This is a genomic window from Helicobacter rappini (assembly GCF_900198625.1).
GTDB lineage: Bacteria > Campylobacterota > Campylobacteria > Campylobacterales > Helicobacteraceae > Helicobacter_A > Helicobacter_A rappini.
Genome location: NZ_FZPK01000010.1, coordinates 18,266 through 40,714 on the forward strand (window position 1 = coordinate 18,266; position 22,449 = coordinate 40,714).

General features: G+C 34.6%; 17 protein-coding genes and 2 pseudogenes. 10 read left to right on the forward strand and 9 right to left on the reverse strand.

Going from position 1 to position 22,449, the window contains the following annotated elements; all coding sequences use genetic code 11:
* Positions 1-201: 201 nt before the first annotated feature.
* Both aroB and C6H17_RS02700 read left to right on the forward strand, forming a co-directional pair.
* Positions 202-1,236, forward strand: a complete 1,035-nt coding sequence (gene aroB, locus C6H17_RS02695) for a 3-dehydroquinate synthase (RefSeq protein ID WP_005217335.1) — start codon at positions 202-204, stop codon at positions 1,234-1,236.
* Complete coding sequence (locus C6H17_RS02700) at positions 1,223-2,872, forward strand: mechanosensitive ion channel domain-containing protein (RefSeq protein ID WP_005217334.1); 1,650 nt, start codon at positions 1,223-1,225, stop codon at positions 2,870-2,872. Before aroB ends, C6H17_RS02700 begins: the two co-directional genes overlap by 14 nt.
* Positions 2,873-3,168: 296 nt before the next feature.
* Here C6H17_RS02700 and C6H17_RS02705 read toward each other — a convergent pair whose 3' ends face one another.
* Positions 3,169-3,975 carry a TonB-dependent receptor domain-containing protein gene (locus tag C6H17_RS02705; protein ID WP_040462580.1) on the reverse strand — a complete coding sequence of 269 codons (807 nt, stop codon included), beginning with the start codon at positions 3,973-3,975 and terminating at the stop codon, positions 3,169-3,171.
* Between the two features lie 146 nt (positions 3,976-4,121).
* Positions 4,122-5,105, reverse strand: coding sequence for a TonB-dependent receptor plug domain-containing protein (locus tag C6H17_RS02710; RefSeq protein ID WP_148374281.1), 984 nt, complete (start codon positions 5,103-5,105; stop codon positions 4,122-4,124).
* A gap of 195 nt (positions 5,106-5,300) precedes the next feature.
* Here C6H17_RS02710 and C6H17_RS02715 point away from each other — a divergent pair, with 195 nt between their 5' ends.
* The 3 genes from C6H17_RS02715 (at position 5,301) to C6H17_RS02725 (ending at position 7,575) form a co-directional block, all read left to right on the forward strand.
* Positions 5,301-5,666: a cupin domain-containing protein gene (locus C6H17_RS02715; protein ID WP_005217332.1), complete on the forward strand. Its 366-nt coding sequence runs from the start codon at positions 5,301-5,303 to the stop codon at positions 5,664-5,666.
* 293 nt (positions 5,667-5,959) lie between these two features.
* Complete coding sequence (locus C6H17_RS02720) at positions 5,960-7,009, forward strand: DNA adenine methylase (protein WP_005217330.1); 1,050 nt, start codon at positions 5,960-5,962, stop codon at positions 7,007-7,009.
* Complete coding sequence (locus C6H17_RS02725; protein WP_005217328.1) at positions 6,991-7,575, forward strand: DNA adenine methylase; 585 nt, start codon at positions 6,991-6,993, stop codon at positions 7,573-7,575. The genes C6H17_RS02720 and C6H17_RS02725 overlap by 19 nt, the downstream gene beginning before the upstream one ends.
* Before the next feature lie 403 nt (positions 7,576-7,978).
* On the opposite strand, the gene hemJ is transcribed toward C6H17_RS02725, so the two are convergent.
* The 3 genes from hemJ to C6H17_RS12775 all read right to left on the reverse strand — a co-directional run bounded on the left by hemJ (position 7,979) and on the right by C6H17_RS12775 (position 9,910).
* Positions 7,979-8,440 (reverse strand): protoporphyrinogen oxidase HemJ, encoded by a 462-nt coding sequence (gene hemJ / locus C6H17_RS02730; RefSeq protein WP_004085929.1) that lies wholly within the window; start codon positions 8,438-8,440, stop codon positions 7,979-7,981.
* Between the two features lie 295 nt (positions 8,441-8,735).
* Complete coding sequence (locus tag C6H17_RS12770; RefSeq protein WP_223808304.1) at positions 8,736-9,317, reverse strand: hypothetical protein; 582 nt, start codon at positions 9,315-9,317, stop codon at positions 8,736-8,738.
* A complete protein-coding gene (locus C6H17_RS12775) occupies positions 9,281-9,910 on the reverse strand; it encodes a class I SAM-dependent methyltransferase (RefSeq protein ID WP_005217325.1) in 630 nt (209 codons plus the stop codon). The genes C6H17_RS12770 and C6H17_RS12775 overlap by 37 nt, the downstream gene beginning before the upstream one ends.
* A 150-nt stretch (positions 9,911-10,060) precedes the next feature.
* On the opposite strand from C6H17_RS12775, the gene C6H17_RS02740 reads away from it, so the two are divergent.
* Complete coding sequence (locus C6H17_RS02740) at positions 10,061-12,079, forward strand: dynamin family protein (protein ID WP_005217323.1); 2,019 nt, start codon at positions 10,061-10,063, stop codon at positions 12,077-12,079.
* Between the two features lie 372 nt (positions 12,080-12,451).
* On the opposite strand, the gene cmoA is transcribed toward C6H17_RS02740, so the two are convergent.
* Positions 12,452-13,378 (reverse strand): carboxy-S-adenosyl-L-methionine synthase CmoA, encoded by a 927-nt coding sequence (gene cmoA, locus C6H17_RS02745; RefSeq protein WP_020995378.1) that lies wholly within the window; start codon positions 13,376-13,378, stop codon positions 12,452-12,454.
* Positions 13,379-13,489: 111 nt separating this feature from the next.
* Complete coding sequence (locus C6H17_RS02750; RefSeq protein WP_005217321.1) at positions 13,490-14,275, reverse strand: phosphatidate cytidylyltransferase; 786 nt, start codon at positions 14,273-14,275, stop codon at positions 13,490-13,492.
* A gap of 68 nt (positions 14,276-14,343) precedes the next feature.
* Here C6H17_RS02750 and C6H17_RS13380 point away from each other — a divergent pair.
* The 3 genes and pseudogenes from C6H17_RS13380 to C6H17_RS02760 form a co-directional block, all read left to right on the forward strand.
* Positions 14,344-15,060 (forward strand): annotated as a pseudogene (locus C6H17_RS13380) (FAD-dependent oxidoreductase); the annotation flags it as partial.
* A 384-nt stretch (positions 15,061-15,444) separates the two neighbouring features.
* Positions 15,445-16,647 (forward strand): annotated as a pseudogene (locus C6H17_RS13385) (FAD-dependent oxidoreductase); the annotation flags it as partial.
* Positions 16,648-16,857: 210 nt separating this feature from the next.
* Positions 16,858-17,361 carry a hypothetical protein gene (locus C6H17_RS02760; protein ID WP_005217317.1) on the forward strand — a complete coding sequence of 168 codons (504 nt, stop codon included), beginning with the start codon at positions 16,858-16,860 and terminating at the stop codon, positions 17,359-17,361.
* 239 nt (positions 17,362-17,600) lie between these two features.
* On the opposite strand, the gene C6H17_RS02765 is transcribed toward C6H17_RS02760, so the two are convergent.
* Positions 17,601-20,318, reverse strand: coding sequence for a TonB-dependent receptor plug domain-containing protein (locus C6H17_RS02765; RefSeq protein WP_005217315.1), 2,718 nt, complete (start codon positions 20,316-20,318; stop codon positions 17,601-17,603).
* 194 nt (positions 20,319-20,512) lie between these two features.
* Here C6H17_RS02765 and C6H17_RS02770 point away from each other — a divergent pair, with 194 nt between their 5' ends.
* Positions 20,513-21,589, forward strand: coding sequence for a hypothetical protein (locus C6H17_RS02770; protein ID WP_223808303.1), 1,077 nt, complete (start codon positions 20,513-20,515; stop codon positions 21,587-21,589).
* 11 nt (positions 21,590-21,600) lie between these two features.
* Here the strand turns inward: C6H17_RS02770 and C6H17_RS02775 are convergent, their stop codons facing one another.
* Entirely contained in the window at positions 21,601-22,260 is a 660-nt protein-coding gene (locus tag C6H17_RS02775; RefSeq protein WP_005217308.1) for a tetratricopeptide repeat protein, read from the reverse strand.
* Positions 22,261-22,449: the final 189 nt, after the last annotated feature.

Consider the following 22,449-nt stretch of genomic DNA (forward strand, 5'->3'; position numbering starts at 1 on the left):
TCAAAACTTAATGATTTAACACTAGATTCCATAACTTTATAAAGCATAACGCACGGCTATAAAACAAAATTCACATAATGTATAAAATCGTAACAAAATATCAGCATATTTTTAATTTTTCAATACTATCATTTTATTTTAAGCTACAATATAAGACAAAACTATTCTTCACAATGATATGCGGAGGTTAATGCAATACCTATGAAAAAAAACATTATAGTAAATACGGGATCACAAAAATATCCGGTTACAATAGGCAAAATATCATCATTAAAATTTGAAGATAAAAATATACTTCTTATCACTTCAAAAAATTTAGAGCATCTGTATTTAGAATATGTGTTATCCATCATAAAAGCTAAAAGTGTGAGCGTTTGTATTATTGATGATGGTGAGGCACATAAGAATATGCAAACAATAGATAAGATTCTAGAATCTGCTTTTTCGCATAAACTGCATAGAAATGCTTTAATGATGGCACTTGGTGGCGGTGTGATTACAGATATGGTGGGCTTTGCTAGTGGGATATTTCAAAGAGGGATTGATTTTATTAGCATTCCTACTACTTTGCTTGCTATGGTTGATGCAAGTGTGGGTGGTAAATGTGGGGTAAATAATAAATATGGTAAAAACTTAATCGGCTTATTTCATCAGCCAAAACAAGTATTTGTTGATACTATATTCTTACGCACACTGCCAGAGAGAGAGTTTTTAGCGGGTGTAGCAGAGATTATAAAGATTTTTGCGTGTTTTGAGTATGCTTTATTGCAAGATTTTAATATGCGTGATATTGAGTTTTATATCCAAAGAAGCATAGAGTTAAAAGCGAGTGTTGTAACACAAGATGAAAAAGAGAAGCATGGATTAAGGGCGTTGCTAAATTATGGGCACACTTTTGGTCATGCCATAGAATTAGAGAGTGAATATAGTGAGTTTTTGCATGGCGAGGCAGTTAGCATGGGGATTGTCATGGCAAATAGGCTTTCAGTTAAGCTTGGTATATTATCAAGTGAGATTAGCGATTTTATCCATGATTTACTTAAAAGAGTGGGACTACCCACGCAGTATAAAATAAAAGATATAGATACTTTTTATAATGCGTTTTTCTATGATAAAAAAAGTCTTGATTCTAAACTTCATTTTGTTTTACTTGAATCAAAAGAGATTATCAAAGCAGATATTCATAATGATATAGACAAACAGATTCTCTATGAGGTATTGCATGAGTTTGCATAGCGTAAAGATTGTGTATTTTATATTTTTTATCTTGTGTGGTCTAAACGCTTTTGCGACGCAGGCAGATTCCATACCAACACAAGATTCTATTGAATCTAAAAATTTTGTAGCGACAAAAAATACCACATTGCAATCTTATATAGAGCAGTTAAAACAGCTTGATATGGCATTGCATAAAACAGAGAGTATATGGCTGAAAAGATATGAAAATTTTAAAAGCTATCACGACATTTCAAATGAAATAACAGATCTTGAGAAAGAAGCCCTATTAGCCCCACTTGAAGCACAAAAGACACATAGACTAGTTACACTAAAAAAGCAGCAAAATCTCTTAGAGCAATATCGCACAAAGCCCTTTGGAGAATTGCTTGATAAACCCACGCTTGAAGCCGCACCAACACTTACAAATCCATTTGAAATCTTTAGTGCATTCTCCTACATTAAACACATATCAAGCATAAAGGCAAATATGCAACACAATCAGCAAGATTTAGATAAACTACTCACTATAATAGACAAAAAAAGCACAATCCTAAATGAAATCACACAAAACACAAAAATAAGCAATACAGAAAAAAAGCCCTATAAAGACGCATTAGCAATCACACAAGAGCAGAATCTCGAGTTGCAGAGTGCAAGAAATATCCTTGAAACAACAATAGATGTATTCAACAAAGACGCCGATGAGATCGAAGCAAACCTAGAATATCAAATCAAAAATCAGATTCTAAAACTCATCTACATTGGCATTGGAATCTTACTTAGTATAGTCATCGCTTTTTTTCTAAAACTCATCGCAAAACGCTATATAGAACATCACGAAAGGGCATATACTACAAGCAAGGTTATCAATGTCTTTAACATTACGATTATTTTTCTTATTTTATTATTTGCATATATCGATAATGCGACCTATGCGGTGGCAATGGTAGGTTTTGCTTCTGCTGGTGTGGCTATCGCTATGAAAGACATGTTTATGAGCACACTTGGCTGGCTTGTGATTGTGGTTGGTGGCAGCATACATGTTGGCGATAGAATCAGAGTAAAGAAAGAAAATGAGGTATTCATCGGCGATGTATTGGATATATCCATGCTACGCATTACAATCTATGATGATATTACGCAGACTTCATATAGGGAAAATCATCGTGCAGGACGACTTATCTTTATCCCAAACAACTACATTTTTACAAACCTAATCTCAAATTACACTTATGGGGATTTGAAAAATATATGGGATAGTGTGTCTGTGTGTATCACTTTTGATTCTAATATCACAAAGGCAAAAAAAATAGCCCTTGAAGTCGCAAGCACACATGCAAAGCTTTATACAGAACAAACAAGAAGTCAAATGCAAAGAATGCGAGATAGATTCGCCCTAGCTCACTCTGCCCTAAATGTCGATCCACGCGTATTTAACTTTGTCAAAGAAAATGGCATGGATATTTCTGTATGGTTTCAAAACTATGCTTATGGCACACTGAAACTAAAAAGTGTAATAGCCCAAGAAATAGTAGAAAAATTTTTAAATGAAGATGATATTCATATCGCCTATCCTATTACACGCATTGTGTATGAGAAGGCAAATGGCTTGGGAGAAGCACAGGATACTTTGCCTAGGTTTAACTTGAGCTAAAAAATGTTTTGAGTTGAATTTAGCCTAAAGCAGATTCTAAATAGATTTATAAATATAACCTTGTTTCGCAGATTTCTAACCTACGCAATCGCATTCTTATGTAAGTCTAGTAAAAAGTCAATGTTTAGACTGACATAATATCTTCTGCCTTCTTGAATGACACTATACATGTTAAAAAGTAGGGTAACCCCTTTTTTGTCGAAGCGTTTGGATGAAAATCAGCATGTCTAAAATCTATAAAATTTATATCAAAAAGATTATAGATAGCAAAGCCAACTTTTAGATTCTTATTGAATCTATAAAGTCCTCCCAAGTGCATGAGAAAAAAAGGGTTTATAGTGGTTGCCCAATATGGAATAACGCACAGGGTTTTTGCTAGGATCTAACCCGCGAAATCTCCCTGCTTGTGCCTCTGTTCTCATATATACATGCAGGTTTTTATAATCCCAACTTAGTTTTGAATGAAAAAGATGTGCTAGCATGTTTTCCAAAGGATATCCTTGCATACTACCACTTAATTGATTGCTATGAGTAAAGGTATAGTTCATGTCAAAAGCAATGTTGTAAATAGGCTTCATACTTAAAAATAACTCTAAACCCTGAATACTACTTTTATCAACATTTTCTCGTCTAGCACATGCATTACTATACGCATGAGTGCATATCTGGCTATCTTTTGTATAGCTTACATTTGTAATCTTATCCCAAAAGAATGTGTAAAAATATGTGGCTACCATTTCCACATAATCATTGTCGCTCAATAGAGTTAGCTCTTGACTAAGGCTTGTTTCTGGTTTTAGGTTTGGATTGCCAATTGTTACCCTGCTGCCTTGATTGCCAAGCCTTATTGCTCCATCTACTAGTTCATTAAGATAGGGTGCTTTATAGCCTGATGCTATCCCCCATTTTATCGTAAGCCAATCTTGCAGTGGCTCATATACTATATAGGCTTTTGGCGTAGTATGAAAGGAAAAGCGAGAGTTGTAGTCTTCACGCAAGGCGAAAGTAAGCTTTAGATTATCCCTTGCCTCCCATTCATTTTCGGCAAACAAAGATATGGTATGTTGTGAAAATGTGCTAGGATTGCCGATTAAATCCTGCATATATGCATACCAACACTCAATGTGTTGTTAAATGCTAAATCCATAAATGCCCTAGATTCTAATATCACATCTCTACCCTGAATATCCCTTGATGGTGTTGTGAGTGAATTCAGTTTGCTAAAATTATATATGTTTGCATTGTATGCTTAATTGAGATGTATGGAGTTTTGCATACTCCAATTATGGTATTTTCCCTCATGTGCTAATATTGAATTATTACGCATGATGATATAATTGCTTGCTACACTTGTATGTGGTCCCCACTGCTCTTTGCTGTTATCATATAATTGTTTTGCGAATTGTGTATCAAAGTAAATGTGATTTTGTGAATCTAGATTGCATAAAATCCGTCCACCAATATCAAAGATTAACCCCTCTGTTGTGTTTCCTATCCCGCCATCTGGTGTGCTTGTAACAATTTGTCCTAATGTGTAATTATTAAGATTGTTGCTATTGTCGCCTGTTGTTGTTTGTATTGGACCTGATAACATTATGCTTGATGGACTATGATAATAAAAGCGACTACGCAATTGTATCCCCAATACATCTTTAATAATGGGAATGACACCAAACATATTGGCAACATAATGCCCTCCAAAATACCTATGCTCATTTTGTATTGTCTCAATATTTAAATTCAGTCCATATTTGTTGATATGCCTTTTTGTGATAATATTTATAACTCCACCCATTGCATCACTGCCATACAAGGTGCTTAATGGTCCCCTTATAATCTCGATTCTTTCAATCGCATTTAATGGCGGCAAAAAACCATTATTGAAAGTGTTTATTGCTCCGCTTACATTTTGCCTTTTGCCATCTATAAGCACTAATGTATAATCGCTAGGCATACCTCGCACAGATATTTCTGCATTACCACTTCTACCCATACCCCCTCCAATATCAATACCGGGTATGCCTGATAACACTTCTGCCAAATCTTTGTGCGGTTTAGATTCTATCTCTTCTTGTGTGATTATGGTAATTGAAGCTGGTGCATCTTTTTGTAAATGCTCTTTGCCTGTGGCAGTTGTAACGACAGATTGCAGTGTATGTGTTTTTATATCGCCTTTGATTTCTTCTTTAGTCGTATTGCTATCCATTAATGGATAAGCTAGAGCATAACTCAAATGCAATGCAAGACAAAACTATAACAAATCTTTGCATATAAACAAGCTTGGGACAATGCTTGAAAATTTTAATTATTCTGCAAATCTCGCATTTCCCCCTTGACAGACACCAAGTGTCAGGTTTTATACTTTTGTTTTATAATCTAATATTTGCTTAAAAACTTAGATTCTATCAAATACTCAAAGGAGACAAATATGCAAGTAAATAGGTTTATCTTATCAGGTATATTAGCAAGTATAGTATCAATATGTTTCGCACAAGGAGAAAAATCTATGCAAGAGATTACAAAAGATGCAGCAGAGATGAAAGGAGATTCTAGAATCTTTAGCGGTGAAGTTGGAGTTACAATGCTTTTTGAGAAAAATGCGTGGCGAGATTTTAGCGGTGCAAAGGTGCATTTTAGCCCAAAGGCTAGGAGTGCTTGGCATACTCACCCTGCTGGACAGACACTTATCGTAACGCAAGGTGTGATTTACACAGGCACAAAAGATGGCATTATCCACAAAGCAGAAGTAGGGGAGAGCATTTCTTGTCCGCCAAATGTAGCGCATTGGCACTGAGCTGGGCTAGAATCTAGCGGCACACATATCGCCCTAACGCAATATGATAAGGATTCTAATGTGATATGGGGCGATAAGCTAAGCGATACAGAGTATTTACAAGCGATTAAACAAGCAGAGAAAAGGAAGTGATATGCGGGATAAAAGATAGATTCTAAAGATAGGGAAAAATAAACACGCTTTAGATTCTATATGCAGAATCTAAAAACACTACGCAGGCAATGCTTACGCAAATATTGTATAATTTTGCTTTGATAATCTTTGCTGAGAATCTTTTAAATTGAAAGGCTACAATGTTTTCTCTCTCATCTCGCCGCTATACAGGAGCTAAAACAAAGCTTTTAGATTCTATTGATACAAGCATTTTAAAAAGCTTTGATTATAGAGATAAGAAAAATCTTAGCTTTTTTGATGTGTTTAGTGGCACAGGGGTTGTGAGTGAGTATTTTGCTAAAAAGAAAGAGTTTAATAGTATTATCATCAATGATTTTTTACACTCAAATTTCATCATTTATCAAGGCTTTTTTACACAAGATTTGTTTGATTTAGAAAAGCTAGAATCTTTTAAAAAAGAATTTGCAAAGCTAAAGCCTAAAGATATAAAAGAAAATTATTATTCAAAGCATTTTGGCGATAAGTTTTTCAGTAAAAATGATAGCAAAATAATAGGCTATGTGCGTGATAGGCTAGATTATCTTTTAGACCAAAAAGCTATCAGTAAAAAAGAGTTTTTTATCCTTTTAAGCTCTTTGCTTTATAGTGTGGATAGGGTGGCAAACACGGTGGGGCATTATGATGCTTACCGCAAAAATGTTATCTTACAAGATAGATTTAGTTATGAGCTAATAAGCCCTTTAAAGCTTGAAAAAAGCATTGAGATTTATAAGGAAGATTCTAATGTTTTAGCACAAAATCTAGCAAAGCAGAAAAGGCAAATTGACATAGCCTTTATAGACCCACCTTATAATTCTAGGCAATATAGCAGATTCTATCATTTGCTTGAAAATCTAGCATTAAACAAAAAGCCAGAGTTATATGGCGTAGCCCTAAAACCAAAGCCTACCAATCTAAGCAAATATTGCAAGGTGGAGGCTAGAGAGGCTTTTAAAGACTTGATAGAATCTTTAGCAAAGATATGCAAAGTTTTGGTGGTTACTTATAATAATACTTATGGTGCAAATGCTAGAAGTAACGCAAGGCTAAGTGATAGGGAGATTATGGATATTTTAGAATCTAGAGGCAAAACGCAGATATTTGAATATGACTTTAAGCCTTTCACTAGTGGAAAAGGCAAGTTGTCAAATCACAAAGAGAGAATTTTTATATGTCTTGCGCAAAGCTAAAAGGGCAGTTTATCGCTAGTCCGCTTAACTATGTCGGCGGTAAATATAGGCTTTTGACACAACTATTCCCGCTTTTTCCTAAAGATATAAACATTGCTTTAGATTTATTTTGCGGTGGGGCAAATGTGGGCATAAATATGAGTGCTAGAGAAATTATCCTTAATGATTCTTTGAGTGAATTAACAAAACTTTATCAAAATTTACAGCAAAAAAATCCGCAAATAATTTTTAATACAATTTACAATATTATTGATGAATTTAAACTCTCAAATACTGCAAAATATGGCTATGGATTCTATCAATGCAATAGTGCTAAAGGTTTATCAAGCTATAATAAAGAGCATTTTTTAGCCCTAAGAAACCGCTATAACAAAACAAAAAATCCTTTTTATTTATTTGTCTTAATCATTTTTGCCTTTAATAATCAAATTAGATTTAATGCTAAGAGAGAATTTAATCTACCTTGTGGAAAAAGGGATTTTAATCAAAATATGCAAGAAAAGCTAAGGCGTTTTATCGCTAAGTTACAAGATGAAAATATTAAAATTTTTAATAAAGATTTGTAAGTCTGGCAATGAAATTTTAAGCTATTCTTAAGTTTTCAATAAAGCTTTATTTAAGCTAGATTTTAAAGACTGCTGATACACTATAATCATAAGCAACACAACACACAAGTGGAATTTTTGCCCTTATAAAAACTCATGCTTACCCACTTATGCTAACTCATCATTATATAAGCTACAATATTGCACACAAGCATATAATTTTTAAAAATTTTTTCTAGCTAACTCTTATAAATTTACGAAACTAGAGAAAATATCGGTTTTTTGAGAATTTGGAGGCAAATAAATTACAATTAAAATGAGCGGACATTTTGCCAAGCCCACCTTTTTTATTTCAACTTAGAGTAAATAAAGTGACTTGACAATGAAAAAATGTCGGTTAGAATTTTGGGGTGGGATTTAGAAACTAAAACGACTTGACAACAACAAGATATACAATAATCACCATAAACAAAGTTGGAATCTCATTAAAAATACGGAAAAATCTACCGCTTTTACAACAAGAAACTAAAAGCTTCTTACGATAGAATCCACATAGAAAATGATATACTAAAAGCAATAAAACAAGTGTGAACTTCGCATGTATCCAGCCACCACTCTGCATAATGCCGGGCAGGGCTAGTGTAATCAAAGAGCCACTCACTAAAACAGCGATCATAGCTGGATAACCGATAGCATAATACAGCCTTTTCTCTTGCAGCTCGACTACACTTCTAAACCCAGCATTCTCATACTGCTCCGCATGATACACAAACAAACGCGGCAGATAAAACAGCATAGCCATCCATGTAATAATAGAAACTATGTGAAACACTTTAATATATAAATAATACTCAGCCAGCGTGTATCTAAAAGATTCTAGTAGCATAACATTCCTTTATAAAACTTAGATTGCAAGATAAATATGTAAAATCTATGTGTGTTAAAATCTTTCTCTAAGTTTCTAAACTTAGATTCTAGTGATTTAAAAATCTAGTTATCCCAAGATTCTGTATTATTTAAAATTCCATTCCACATAACCATAGATTTTTACATGTTATTACAAAGCAAAGTGAAGCTTTTATCGTATAAAGGCAAATATATAATAAATTACACAGCCAAACACTTAGAATCTTTAATGGCATATAAACAAGATTTTATGCAACTTAGGGCATACTACAAAGCTAATCAAGCATGATGATTTCTATCTTATTATTCATTGTATTCAAAGATTCTTTAATCTCATTATTATACGCACCAGCATTTAAGATTACAAGAGCATTGTCTGTATTTGCTAGAATCTGCGGGGAATATACACGAAGTTTTGTGCCATAGAGTCGTTTGTTTTGCTTGTTTGGATTATTATCTAAAATTGCTTCTATTTTAAGTGAATGTAATCCATGATAAAGAAGATATTGCGAGAAAAGATGTGCCCCAAAGAGATACACTTTCTTATTGGTTGATTCTAATCTTGCATTAAGCTTTGCAATCTGTGCGTGATAAAAATCATACATATTTAGAAATAGAGATTTGTTTTGCTGATACTCATTTGGCAATATGGGTTTATCTGTCAGTGTTTTGTCATATTGTGTCCAGTAAAAAATGCTATGGTCGCCAAAATAATGTTTTTTGTGAATCTTAAATTTATGTGTTGTAAGTAGAAAGTCAATCACTGCTTCAGTGAGTAAAATCGTATGTTCAAAGTTTAGGGTATTTGTCCATTTATTTTCTAGCCATTTTTGCATGTTTGGGACAGAGAAGAGCATCTTGCCCCCCCCCCCCCCATAGTAGTGTCAATGCAAGTGGCATCAATGCTAGTAGCAGCAATGTCTGCTAGAAAACTATGTGGGTCATACATATGCTCAAAAGTGTGTGAATGAATGATTGTATCATAATCGCCTTGTTCTAGAATCTCTTTTGTGAAAAAAGATTCTATATACACAATGCGATTATCTTTGGTTGTCGGGTTTGGCTCTATGATACTCCATTCTAGCTTTTCTTCATATTGCAAACAATGCAGGGCTAGTTTAGAATGCCCACCGCCTATTTCTAAGACTTTTTTGGGTTGTGCCTGCATGATGAATTCGGCGAATTCTTTATGATGAGAATCCCAAAGACCCCCAACAGACCCAGCGTCATGTCCGTATTGATAGAGCATATCAAGCGGGATTAACCTTTTTAGCTGAATGACACCAGATTTTGATATTGCAAAAGTTTGTGTAGCAATAATATCAGATTCCAAATCATCATGCGGTAAGCAACCACAAAATATAGGATAAGATTCACTATTTAGAATCTCCAAATCACAATCTTTTGTTATCACGCATTCTTCTCTGTCTATGTAAGGTATTGTATCCATAATATCTCCTATGATAAAATTAAAATGTGTTATTATATCAAAATACAACAAGTAGATTCTTTAGCATTAGAAAACACGCTCAAAGCTTACAAAAACTAAAAACTTTTGATAAAATTGCATTGAACTTTAGCACAGACACAAGGCATGGTTATGAATGAAGCACAACAAAATCAAAACAATATAACCCTTAATGATTCCTTATTTGAGACTTTTATACAAGAATGCTTACAAGCAAAAATGCAAGATTCACAAAGTAGTAATCCACTCTATCCTTTAATCATACAAACGCGATATGCACTCACGCAAAGCACTCCCCTGTATTCGCAAAATAAAGCTATTATAAATCGCCTTTTACAAGACATTGATAAGCCTATGAAAGTAGCAATTATCGGGCAGTTTAGTAGCGGAAAAAGCACTTTTTTAAACGCACTTTTAGGTAAAGAGATACTGCCTAGCGGCATTACGCCCGTTACGGCAAAAGTGTGTGAGATTACTTATGGTGATGAGGTGGGGCTTGAGATTCACTACAAAAACAATGCGGTTGTAAGTAAGCCTATTAGCTATCTAGGTGAGGTCGATGAGATAGAGAATCTAAAGATTTCATATTATAAATTATTCGTGCCACTTGAGCTTTTAAAAGTGGTTAGCTTCCTTGATACGCCCGGCTTTAACTCACAGAATGAAAGCGACACAGAAACGACAAATACGATTCTAGAATCTGTTGATGGTATCATCTGGCTTACACTCATTGATAATGTCGGCAAAAATAGTGAAAAAGAGATTCTGCAAACCCATGTCAAACGATACGCACACAAAAGCCTTTGTGTGTTAAATCAAAAAGATAGATTAAAAAGTGAAGAAGAGATTAATACAAGCATAGAGTATGCAAAAAGGGCGTTTGAGGGCTTTTTTGAAGAAGTGATTGCCATATCGGCAAAACAAGCCCTAGATTCTATAAACTTAGCACAAAAGGATAGTGAGACTTTCTTTAACGCAGGTGTTTTGTCAAGCTATAATACAGAATCTAATGGTGAAAATGCGACACATAATCTACACTCTAACAATAAAGAAGCACAAGAGCTTTTTAAAGATTCTAATATCGGTGCGGTGCTAGACTTTATCTACAATGCTATCCGTCCAAAAGCTATTCAAGCAAAAGATTATAGAATCTTGCGGGATTTACGCACACTTATTGTGAAAGAAAAATGGAAATTGCATAAAATCAATCTAGCATATAAAGAGCTTTACTCACTACTTAATGTATTCACGCAAAAGCTACATTTTAATGCCTTGCAAAGCGATTTAGAAAAAAGCTTTCAAAAACTTTTTGGGAATCTTGAGATACAATTTGATTCCATAGCACAAAAAATCTTTAATAGCTTTGAGCTAAAGCCCTTTGAAATCATGCGTGAGACAAAAAACTTTATCGGTATGAAATCTCAAATCACACAAACAAAAGAAGTCAATGTCCTGCCAAAAGAAAGGCTTATGAGTGAGCTATGCAATAATGACAATATGTATGCTAGAGAGATGAGAAAGCTAGGCTTTATGTTAAGTGAATTTGGGAGTGAGTTTAGCGCCTTTATTGATACACAAAAGATGGGGCTTTGTGATAGTTTGGAGCTATGGCGAGAGAGTGCCTTGCAGTCTTTAAGCCTTGCTTATTCTAGTGATATGGCGGTGAGTGATGGGATAATTGAGCGACATTTTAGAATCGAAGTGCTAGATAGTGAGATAACAAATGATTATAAAGCTACACTTTCACAATGTGTGCAAAACTTACAAAATGAGTTAGCAAATCTAGCACAATTCTTAAATCTAAACTTTCAAAATACAATTATGCTATGCTTGCAAAAGCTTCATTTTGAGGTAGAAAACGCACTCACAAAACATAAAACAAACCCCGATACCCTGCCACTTTATAACCCAACGCTAGAGAATGTGCGAGATTTGATTAATCTAGGCTTACACTATCCAATCTATCAAGAAAAGTTAAGTCTAAACTTCCCTTTATATAAAAAGACACTTTGGCAAATCCAACAGAACCTAACAAAAGTCTATGAAGAAAAATACAAAGTCATACAATCATGGATAGACACAAATAAGCAAAAATACGCAATACTAGAAAAATGCGAACAAGATATAAAAAACTACAATAAAAATTCATAATAAAACTAACTGAAAATTTTAAAAAATGTATAAGATGGTATAACCCACCTTATTCTTTAAAGGAAGATAATGTGAAAGAATGTTCTTAACTTAACCCAAAACTATCAAAGGAGAACCTTTTTTTGTAAGAACACATAATCATGTAATATGATTACGCTTGAAAGTATAACAAAAGAAAACTTAAAAAGAAATTAAAATAAGAATTATTACTATTTTTTATTGAAATTAATATTTGATATTAAATATATGCAATTCTTAATTGTTCTGCATATTACAAAGAGTTTGTATTGATAGATAGCTGTTTTGAATATTGTAAATGTTGCATGGATATAAAACATTGAATGCAAGATTCATGAAATCTTAAACAACAAATCACTTACGCGCAAGAAAAAGTGTGAAATTCACCCACTTAAATAGAATCTCAACATGTTTAAATCCACAAGACTTAAGCATAGTGCAATTTTCACTCACGCTATAAGGCACAAGCACATTTTCTAGGGCTTCACGCTTTTTATAGATTTCTTTATGTGTGTAGCCTTGCTTTGCCTTATAGTTATAATAACACTCAATCATTTGACCCTCTAGTCTAGAATCATCGCTAATCACCTTTTCAGCAAACAAAAAGATTCCATTTTCATTCAAACAATTATAAATCTTTTGTATCATGTCTTTTCGCTGCAAAGGACGCACAAACTGCATAGTATAAAACGCCAAAAAAACATGTGTGGGCTTGAAATCAAATGTAAGAAAATCTGCTTGAAAAAAGTCAATGTTAAAGCCCATCGCTGCATTCTTTAGCTGTGCCCTTTCAATCATAGCTAGGGCATTATCTATACCATACAAGTGTGCTTTCATCTTGCATTCTTCTAGGCTTGCTGCAAGTCTTAATAATAGATTACCTGTTGAGCTGCCAAGATCATAAATCACTGGGATTTCACTTGATTTTTGCATAGTTTGCAAATGTTCTCTTATAAAAAAAATGGCAAGATTCATCACCTCATCATAAAAGGGGATCGATCTCTCTAGCATATCATCAAACACACTTGCTACCATTTCGTTAAATTCAAACTTTGGCATGGGTTGCGTGGAATCTTGCAAAAAGATTCTATCTTTTTGTGCTATGTTTTCTATGGAATCTAAACCCTTGTGGGTTGTGTGAGATATTTCGCTACGCTCAATATGACAAGTGCTTGTTTTAGAATCTAGATCCCATGTCCTTTGAGTCTTAGTAGAGATTTCACTATATTTTTTAGAATCTTTTTCGTTCATTGCTTGAGATTTGGTGTTTTTAGATTCCATATTTACCTTTTATTTTTTAATAATATGCCTATTGAAACATAAAAAAGAGCAACCTACATTCAATAGCACATGCAATTCTTAGCTTTTATACAAAAATGCAATAAAGATTAGCTAAACTTGATACATTTTAAGAAATGACAAGCACATAAGCATAGCAATACTGCCAAATAAAATCGCATCCATTCTATCAAGGATACCACCATGTCCGGGCAGGATAGAACCAGAATCTTTTAAATCCACCTTTCTTTTTAACGCACTCTCAAAAAGATCGCCAATGATAGAGATAACAACGACAATAGCACTTGCAAGTAAAGACAGATAAAAGCCGCCAAAGATTCCAATACCTGCCACAGAGCCAATCATAATGCTACCTACAAGTCCGCATAAAGCCCCCTCAATAGTCTTTTTTGGAGAAGCCGCACAAAGCTTTGTTTTGCCAAACTGCCTGCCACCATAATAGGCAAAAATATCAGCCAAAGCCACAACCGCAATAAGCCATATAAGATAGCCCACACCATAGGCAGCATACAGCACAAAAAGGGCTACAAAAGGCAGCGTAGGATAGATAAAAGGCAAGGCATACTTTGGATTACTCTCACTTGCAACAATGCTTAATGAAGCAAGACAAAGTCCAAAAAGTGCTACAATGAGTGCCTCATGGCTATAATAGATCCCAATCCAAATTAAGATAGCAAGCAATAAACCTAATACATGAAAGCTAATTTGATACAGCCTTGTGCTTTCAAAAAATGCGATAAGATATAGCACACCCAAAAGCCCCCATGTAAGCGTTATATCATTGATAAAAAACACAATGGCAAGACAGATAATCATCGCAACACCACTCCAAAAACGCTTGGAATCCTGCATAATAACAGCCTTAAACTTCTTAACCATAACGACACTCCATATTGATAACTTGGTGTTATAATTCTACTAGAAAAAACATATATTAGGACAAAAAAATGAGAAATAATTACGACATAATTGTAGTTGGCGGCGGACATGCTGGTGTAGAGGCTAGTCATATTTGTGCGAAAATGGGCTTACAAACTCTACTCATTACTCATTTAATCGATAATATCGCCCTTGCAAGTTGCAATCCAGCAGTAGGCGGCTTAGGCAAAGGACATCTCACAAAAGAGGTAGATAGCCTTGGGGGGCTTATGGGGGCAATCACTGATATTAGCGGACTTCAATACAGAATCTTAAATGCCTCAAAAGGTCCAGCAGTGCGTGGCACAAGAGCGCAAATTGATATGGATTTATATCGCAAACATGCAAGAGATATTTTGCTGAATACAAAAAATTTACATGTGATACAAGGCAATGTCATAGAGATTCTATCTCAAACGAAAGAAGAGAAGACAGAAGCCATAGGTGTGAAACTTAGCATACAAAAAGAGTTTTTTGCTAAAAAAATAATCATTACAGCAGGCACTTTTCTTAAAGGCTTAATCCATATCGGTGAAAATAAAAGTGAAAATGGTCGTGCTGGTGAGATAAGTAGCAATGAATTAAGCGAGAGTTTAAAACAGCTAGGTATTCCACTCTCGAGGTTAAAAACAGGGACTTGCCCCCGCATACTTGGGTCTAGTATCAATCATACAACACTTGAAAAACATTATGGAGACGCACATTATGATGAGTTGCATAATCTTAGCGATTTACACACAGCAAGTCTTTTAACCGATGAGTATCAAAACACAAATAAACATATAGAATCTAATCAAAAAATAGCACAAGATAGCACACAAACAAAACAAGATTCACTTTTTAGAAACGCATTAGAGCATACAAGCTTACAAGAATGGAGTAAGTTTCAACATTTCGTGCAGAAAAATCTTAGCTTTCAGGCAAATGAAGATTCTAATGCAATATTACAACAAGAATTTACACAAGATTCACAAAATAGCAATAAGACAGATAGCTTTGAGTTTAAACAGCTTTTTATCACAAGCCATACTGAAGCACCATATTTTAGCCTTTTAACACATGATTATTTGCTTTATAATCGTGAGAATATCATCTCAAAATATCTTAAAAGGCGTATGAAACATGGCTATTTCCGCCCAAAAGAGCTGCCCTGCTTTGTTACATATACAAATGAGAAAACACATAAGATTATAGAAGAGAATTTCTATCGCGCCCCACTTTTTACAGGGCAGATACAAGGCGTTGGACCGCGTTATTGCCCTAGCATTGAAGATAAGATTAATCGCTTTAGAGATAAGTTGCGTCATCAGCTTTTCTTAGAGCCACAGACTTATAGTGCTGGGGAATACTATGTAAATGGACTTTCAACGAGTTTGCCCTATGAAGTGCAAGAGCAGGTTATCCACTCTATTGAAGGCTTAGAAAATGCCATTATTACTCGTTATGGCTATGCTATTGAGTATGATTATAGTCAGCCTACAAACCTTTTTCACACTTTAGAATCTAGGATTGTAAAAAGCCTATATCTAGCAGGACAGATTAATGGCACAACAGGCTATGAAGAAGCCGCAGCACAAGGGATTCTAGCAGGGATCAATGCGGCATTAAGCATTCTTTATACACAAGGAAAAAGCAAGAGAGCATCTTTAGTGCTTTCAAGGGAAGAAAGCTATATTGGCGTTATGATTGATGATTTAGTTACAAAAGGGACAAATGAGCCTTACCGAGTTTTTACAAGCAGGGCAGAGTATAGATTACTCTTGCGTGAAGATAATGCGTGTTTTCGTATGCTGCCTTATTCGCGTGAGCTAGGCTTGCTTGATGAAGAGATATTAAATCAGCTTGAAGTCGATTTAGAAAATATAGAAAAGCATTTACCAATACTTAGTGAATCTTATACGCCAAATAAGCAGAATCTTGAGCGATTAACCCGCATAGGTGAAGAAGGATTCCAAAATAAATGCCACTTTGGTTTAATACTCGGTAGAGACAGCATGAAACCTACAAAAATGCGTAAGCTAGACCCGCGATTTAGTGGCTTATCCGCTAGGGCGTTAAAGCAACTGCAAATCCATGCGAAATATCAAAACTATATTGAAAAGCAAAGCGAGCAAATAAAGCGAAGTGAAAAGAATCTTCATATAGAGATTCCGCTAGATTTTAGCTTTGAGGGGATTTCAGGCTTAAGCCTTGAAGTGATAGAGAAACTAACTCTAGCAAAGCCAAAGACACTCAAAGAAGCAAAGCTAATCAGCGGTATCACACCCGCAAGCCTTGAAGTGCTAGAACTCCATATTGCTTTGTATCATAAAAAGCAAAGAGAAAGGCAATAGAGAAGTTTTTAGTGTCTATTGTTTAAGATTCTATTAAATACTCAGTCATAGAATCATATCCTTTTGCAAAAATATCAATGAATTCGATTTTATGTTTAATCTTTATTTACTTCACTATAAAATACGCTTGACTTGTTTTTTTTTTTTGTAAAATGCGTTCCGCAAGATTTATGTATAGAATCTTGAATTTTTATATTACAAGGATAGAGCATGATAACATGTAATAAAGTGATAAAAATCGGTATGCAGGTAGCATGTAGCGTAGGCATTTGTGTGAGTTTAACGGGCTGTTTTGGTAGCAAACCAGAACCGGCATTACCAGACTTTAAGCCGAAAGCTCTTGATGATAAAGCAAGGGGCATTACAATCGCTTCAAGCAAACCATATAACTGCAAGGTTGTCGGTGAAACAGAAGGGCATGATGAGGTTGAAGGAAAGGTTGCAAATGTTACTAAAGCAAAGATAAGACTAGGTGCTATTAATGACTTAAAAAATGAATCTGTGCATGCAATTAAAGAAGGACAAAAAGTGATGATTGCAATCGCAAAAGAAGAAATGATGTGTAAGCAGTATCCAGTGGATAAAAAAGGGCGAGTTCAATGGAATGTGGCAGCAAAAGAAGTAGAATGCACAAATGTAGATCCAATACCACAAAATATGAAAATTGTTTCATTTAAAGTATATGGCGATCTTTATGATTGTGGTGCAAAATAAGCATTCATGCAAAACATTTAGTGTAGCCATCTTGTGCTAGAATCTCAACTTAACAAAATTTAGTGCAAACATAGCAGTAAATAATCTCCATATGTAGTTTATACACTAAGCTACATATCAACTATATGCAATCCCATAAATGCAACAATCACACATTAGTTTTACCCTATGTTTTCTATGAATCTTTTATAGCATGTTTATATAAAGCTGTTGCATAGAATCAAACATAAAACCAAACCTTAAAACCTATATCCCCCTTGTATATAAAATTGTCGTCCTACTTCATAAACAGGCACGGCGGTAGTCCCAGCGGTAGCGGAGAAACTAGCACTTGCGATAGCAATATTTTTAGAATCTAGCACATTTAAAATATCGAGATTCACATAGGCTATATTGCCTTTTCCCATGTTAAATTCCACACCTAAACGCATATCCCAAGTAAATGCTCCCGGTATCATAAAGGCTTTAAAGGTATCTACTTTTGTTAAAACCCCATCGATTACAAAGCTATCTTTATTCTCTTCTTTAGTAACACTTGCCATTGTATTATATCCCGCACGATAGCGGAAGAAATTGTTCCATAAAAATTTATAGCGTGAGAAAGCATAAGTATGTGTAAGATTCAGTCGCAAAGTATAAGGACGCACAAAGTTTTCTGCAGGTCTATCAGCATAACGCATAAGCACTCCATCATAGCTTATCCATTGATTTGCTAATTCCCCATTGGTTAAAATGTCTGTATAATCAGCATAATTACGATAGACTCCAGTCCAGTCAAACGCAAATAGATAATAATGCTTGATACCAAATGTATCAATCGCTTTATTATTTTGCAAACTAATGCTTACAACATCAGTATCACTTTTTCCATCATTTGTATAGACATAACGCAAATCTTTATTGACATTACTACTACAATTGCGTGTGCTTATATTTCCACTTGAATCTTTACAAGCCCTTCTTATCTCATCTCGTCCAAATCTATGGATATATTTCGCACTCAAATTAAACATATAGATTTGCTGTGAGATTCCAGCCATAATCTCATCAGCATAAGGGACTTTTATCTGTGAAAAGTTTGTATCATTTTTATTTTGTGTTGCGCTTGCATTTTCCCATGATTGCAAGTGGTCTTTACGCTCAAGGGTATATTCTAAGCTTGATCGTCCATCCATTAGGACATAGGTAAAAAGATTTCTGCCATAATAGCGATTTGCTCCAAAGTTAATCGTTGTTGCAAAATCTTTCAGTTCGTGATTCCATGGGGCGATATAAGCTACACTAAGCCGTGGGGCTATCGGGGCTTTATTCATATAGGTATCATAATCAAGCCTTATACCAAAACGCACAAGCAAATCACCATAAGATTTAAAATCAAACTTCATAGAATCTTCCACAAACATTGCCGTATTGACATTGGATAGATTAATATTTCCAGCTTTATAGAGTGTAGCCTTATACATGTATTGTCCGTTATTGTCATTCCATGTTGGTCGTTGATTTGTTGGAATCTTACTTGTATCTACAATGCCATTAGAACACCAAAAAGTTTCATTACATATTTCATTTGGTTTTAGAGGTCTTGTAAAAGCAGAACCGCTAAATAGCGTATCTTCTGCTCTCTCATACAATGCATAAGTATAGCCTAAATCCATACCGACATTAAAGACATTCTCCCAAAAGCTTAGACTAAGCGGCTCAAACTGCTGTGTAACCCTTAAGTCAAGCTTTGTCTGCGAAGTCTCGACATTACCATAACTGCCCTCTGACTGATTGCCATTTGGATTCCAATTTTTATCACTGCTATATCTCCAGCCTCTCATGTGCTGCTCACTGCCACTGCGAGAGTTTTCCATATAGTTAAAGCTACTTTGTGCGTTTAATATGCCTAATTCATTTTGATAAGTTGTCTTTACTCCTAGCTGATGTCCGCCACTTTGCAAGTAAAAATCAGAATCTCTCGTATTCACAATAAAATATTCATTATATTGTGGTGCATATGCATAGCTACTCTCTATTTGTATATTTTCTCCAATGTCATAATAGCCTTTTATAAAAAAGTTATAACTTTGTCGCTTTTGCGTTTTCATCGCGCTATCTGTGGTCGTGCCATTTTGACTTGATGTATAAGCATTCAATGGGATAAAACTTTGCATAGTGGTAAAACTTGCAATCACTCCAGCATTATCGTTAAACTTAGATTCTATACTTGAGCGGATTGCATGTTTTATGAAATTAGGCTGCGCGCTTGCTGAAGTTGAGTTAAGAAAATTTTCATAACTTTGTGAGTTACTCTCATAGATATGATAATTTGTCAGTGAAAATTTATCATTAGCGGCATTTCCCTGTGAGATTTGATAGCTAATATTTGCGCCAAATTTCTTTATAGGTCTTTTTGTATTTGCCTCCACAACACCGCCCGTGAAGCCACCATAAGCAGCCGAGATATTAGAATCTTGCACTTGAATAGATTCTAAAAGGCTTGTATCAATGTTTAATCCTTGACTTCTACCCGGAAGAGCATTGGCTGCGACTGGATTGCTACCTTGTGAGCCTGCAGGATCTAAGTCGTTATTCATATTAAAGCCATCTAGCTGAAAGTTATTTTGATAGAAAAGCCCACCGCTAATGCTGATATTTGCCGGGTCAATCTCACCGGGTGTGGTAGATTTTAGCTGTGCGTTATCAAATTGCACATTAGGCAGTATCTTTAATATCGAGGTTATATCACCATTGCCACTAGGATTAGAATCCAGAACACTTTTATTAAGCCTTGATCCACTCTGATAGGTTTTTAACTTAGTATTCGTTGTAACAACGGCATTGAGCCTATGTGTAACTTCTTTTGTGCCTTGTGAAGTTTGATCTTGTGAAAGTGTATTTTTACTCTCTTCTGCGTGTGTGAGATACACCATAGCTAAAACTATTATATAACACTTATTTATAGAATCTTTCATAACAATCCCTTTATTTTTAATTCAAAAAAGGAATTATTCCTATTATTATATTAATATATACTTAAAATTATACAAATTGTTATTATTTTAAGTATTATAAGACAACTGCAAATGATTTAAACTTCCCTATAATATAACCACAGAATCTCTAAACTTTTTGCTATAATGAAAGTAATTCATTTTGAAAGAAAATCATGCGGAATATGCCTTTATTGCTTTTGTGTTTTTATTATCTTAGCACTTATCTTTTTGCCAATAATATTTCAACACAAGATTCTAAAATAGCACAAAAACAAGCCTTGTTGCAAGAAATAAACACGCTTGCAAGTATGCAAATCACACCTAAAAATATCAAAAAAGGCATGCTAAAATGTGCTTTAACACAAAAAGAAAAAGATTCCATAAAGCTAAACTATCCAAAAACATTTTATGAATATTACAATGCTTTGCTTGAGATAAATCGCACGGATATGGATATATCAAAACTCACACAAGACTTGCTTATAGAATCTGTGAGATATAAGAATACACCATCGCTACTACTTGCTATGCAGCTGTATTTTAGTAAGCAGTGCGATAGGTGTGAGAGAGTGCGGGATTTTAGCGGATTTGATTATTATCGTGATAAAAAAGCCCCTATGCAAAGGCTACTTATGATTGAAGGTGGGGCGCTTGAATCTTCTTATGCTTTGCTTGGCGAGGCGTTTTTATGTCAAGCCTTAATAACGAAGAATGAAAATGATTTTTTAATGGCGTATAGCAATTTGATGATGGCAGGACTTCATACAAGGGCAATTAATGTTTTATTGCAAGGGCTAGAAAGCACAAGGGGCGACATGCTGTATTCAACCTTGCAGTTTTTAGTCTCATTTGATAGTGCGATACGAAAGCATGAGATAACCGCCCATTTTCTTAGAATCTTGCGTGTAAAAGGGGAGAATGGTTTTTTAAACTTCATATCTCTACCCTATTTTAAAGATTTACAAGTGCTTGAATATGGCATTGAAAGTAATGCAATTTTACAAGCCTTGCTTATGAGAGATATGGAAATGGGCAGGATTCTATCTGTATTTGATATGTTTGCCACAGAAGAAACAAAAAAAGAGTTTTGGGATAAGAAAAATCATTATTCCACCCTCATACATGCAGGAAATATGCGGATTTTAGAGAATGCCACAATAAAAGAGCTAGAAATATACTTAAAGATTCTAAGGCTTAAAAAGCGTATAAAAGAAGTAAATAGCTATCCTTTTGCAACGACTTATCGTTAAATAATAAAATCTTATTCCTGCTGCTTTAAATGATCTTTTATTGTTATTGAAAAATCAGCCGCATTAATGATTTTGTATTCCTTGCAGCCAAGCTCCATGCCCAAATCACATGCTTTTTTAAAAAACTTTTTTGCCTTTAGTCTATCAGCCTTTAGTCCTATGCCTTCTTTATATGAAATTGCAAGGTTATAGCAAGACTGCTCTTCATTATTAGCACACGCTTCAAAAAAGATTCTATTCGCCTTTTTTATATCCGCTTTCACACCTAAGCCATTCACATAAAGCATAGCAAGATTATAGCAACTTGGCATAAAGCCTTTATCACAACTTTGTTTATATGTATTATATGCTTGTGTGTAGTTTTCTAATATCTCATAGTTCAATGCACTCTCAAAGCACGCTTCAATCACATTAGCATAGCAAGACTTTTTTAGATAAGGGATTGCGTATTCATGCAGGCTAGCATTCATATAAATATGTGCGATTAAAATACAACTTCTCTCTTCATTACATTCATCTATGCTTGGCAGCTCTTCATCAATAAGCCTTAAACAAGCCTCTTTATCACTATCTAGGCACGCATATATAAGCTCTTTTTCATTGAGATTTGTTTGTGTTGCATTTAAGAGATTGCAGAATACAAAAATGAATGATATGAAAAGGTTACGCAAAATAACACCTATAAAGTGAGTTTATAAAGTGCTATTATATAACGAATTCTAGAATCTAAGCATGCAATCTGTCCCTAATTATGCTTAATAACAAGATAATGCTAAAGTTAATAAAAAATAGTCGATATACTCGTCAGTGTTTTTGTTGCATAACTATGCGGATAAGCACAAATTGTTAATAAAGGATAA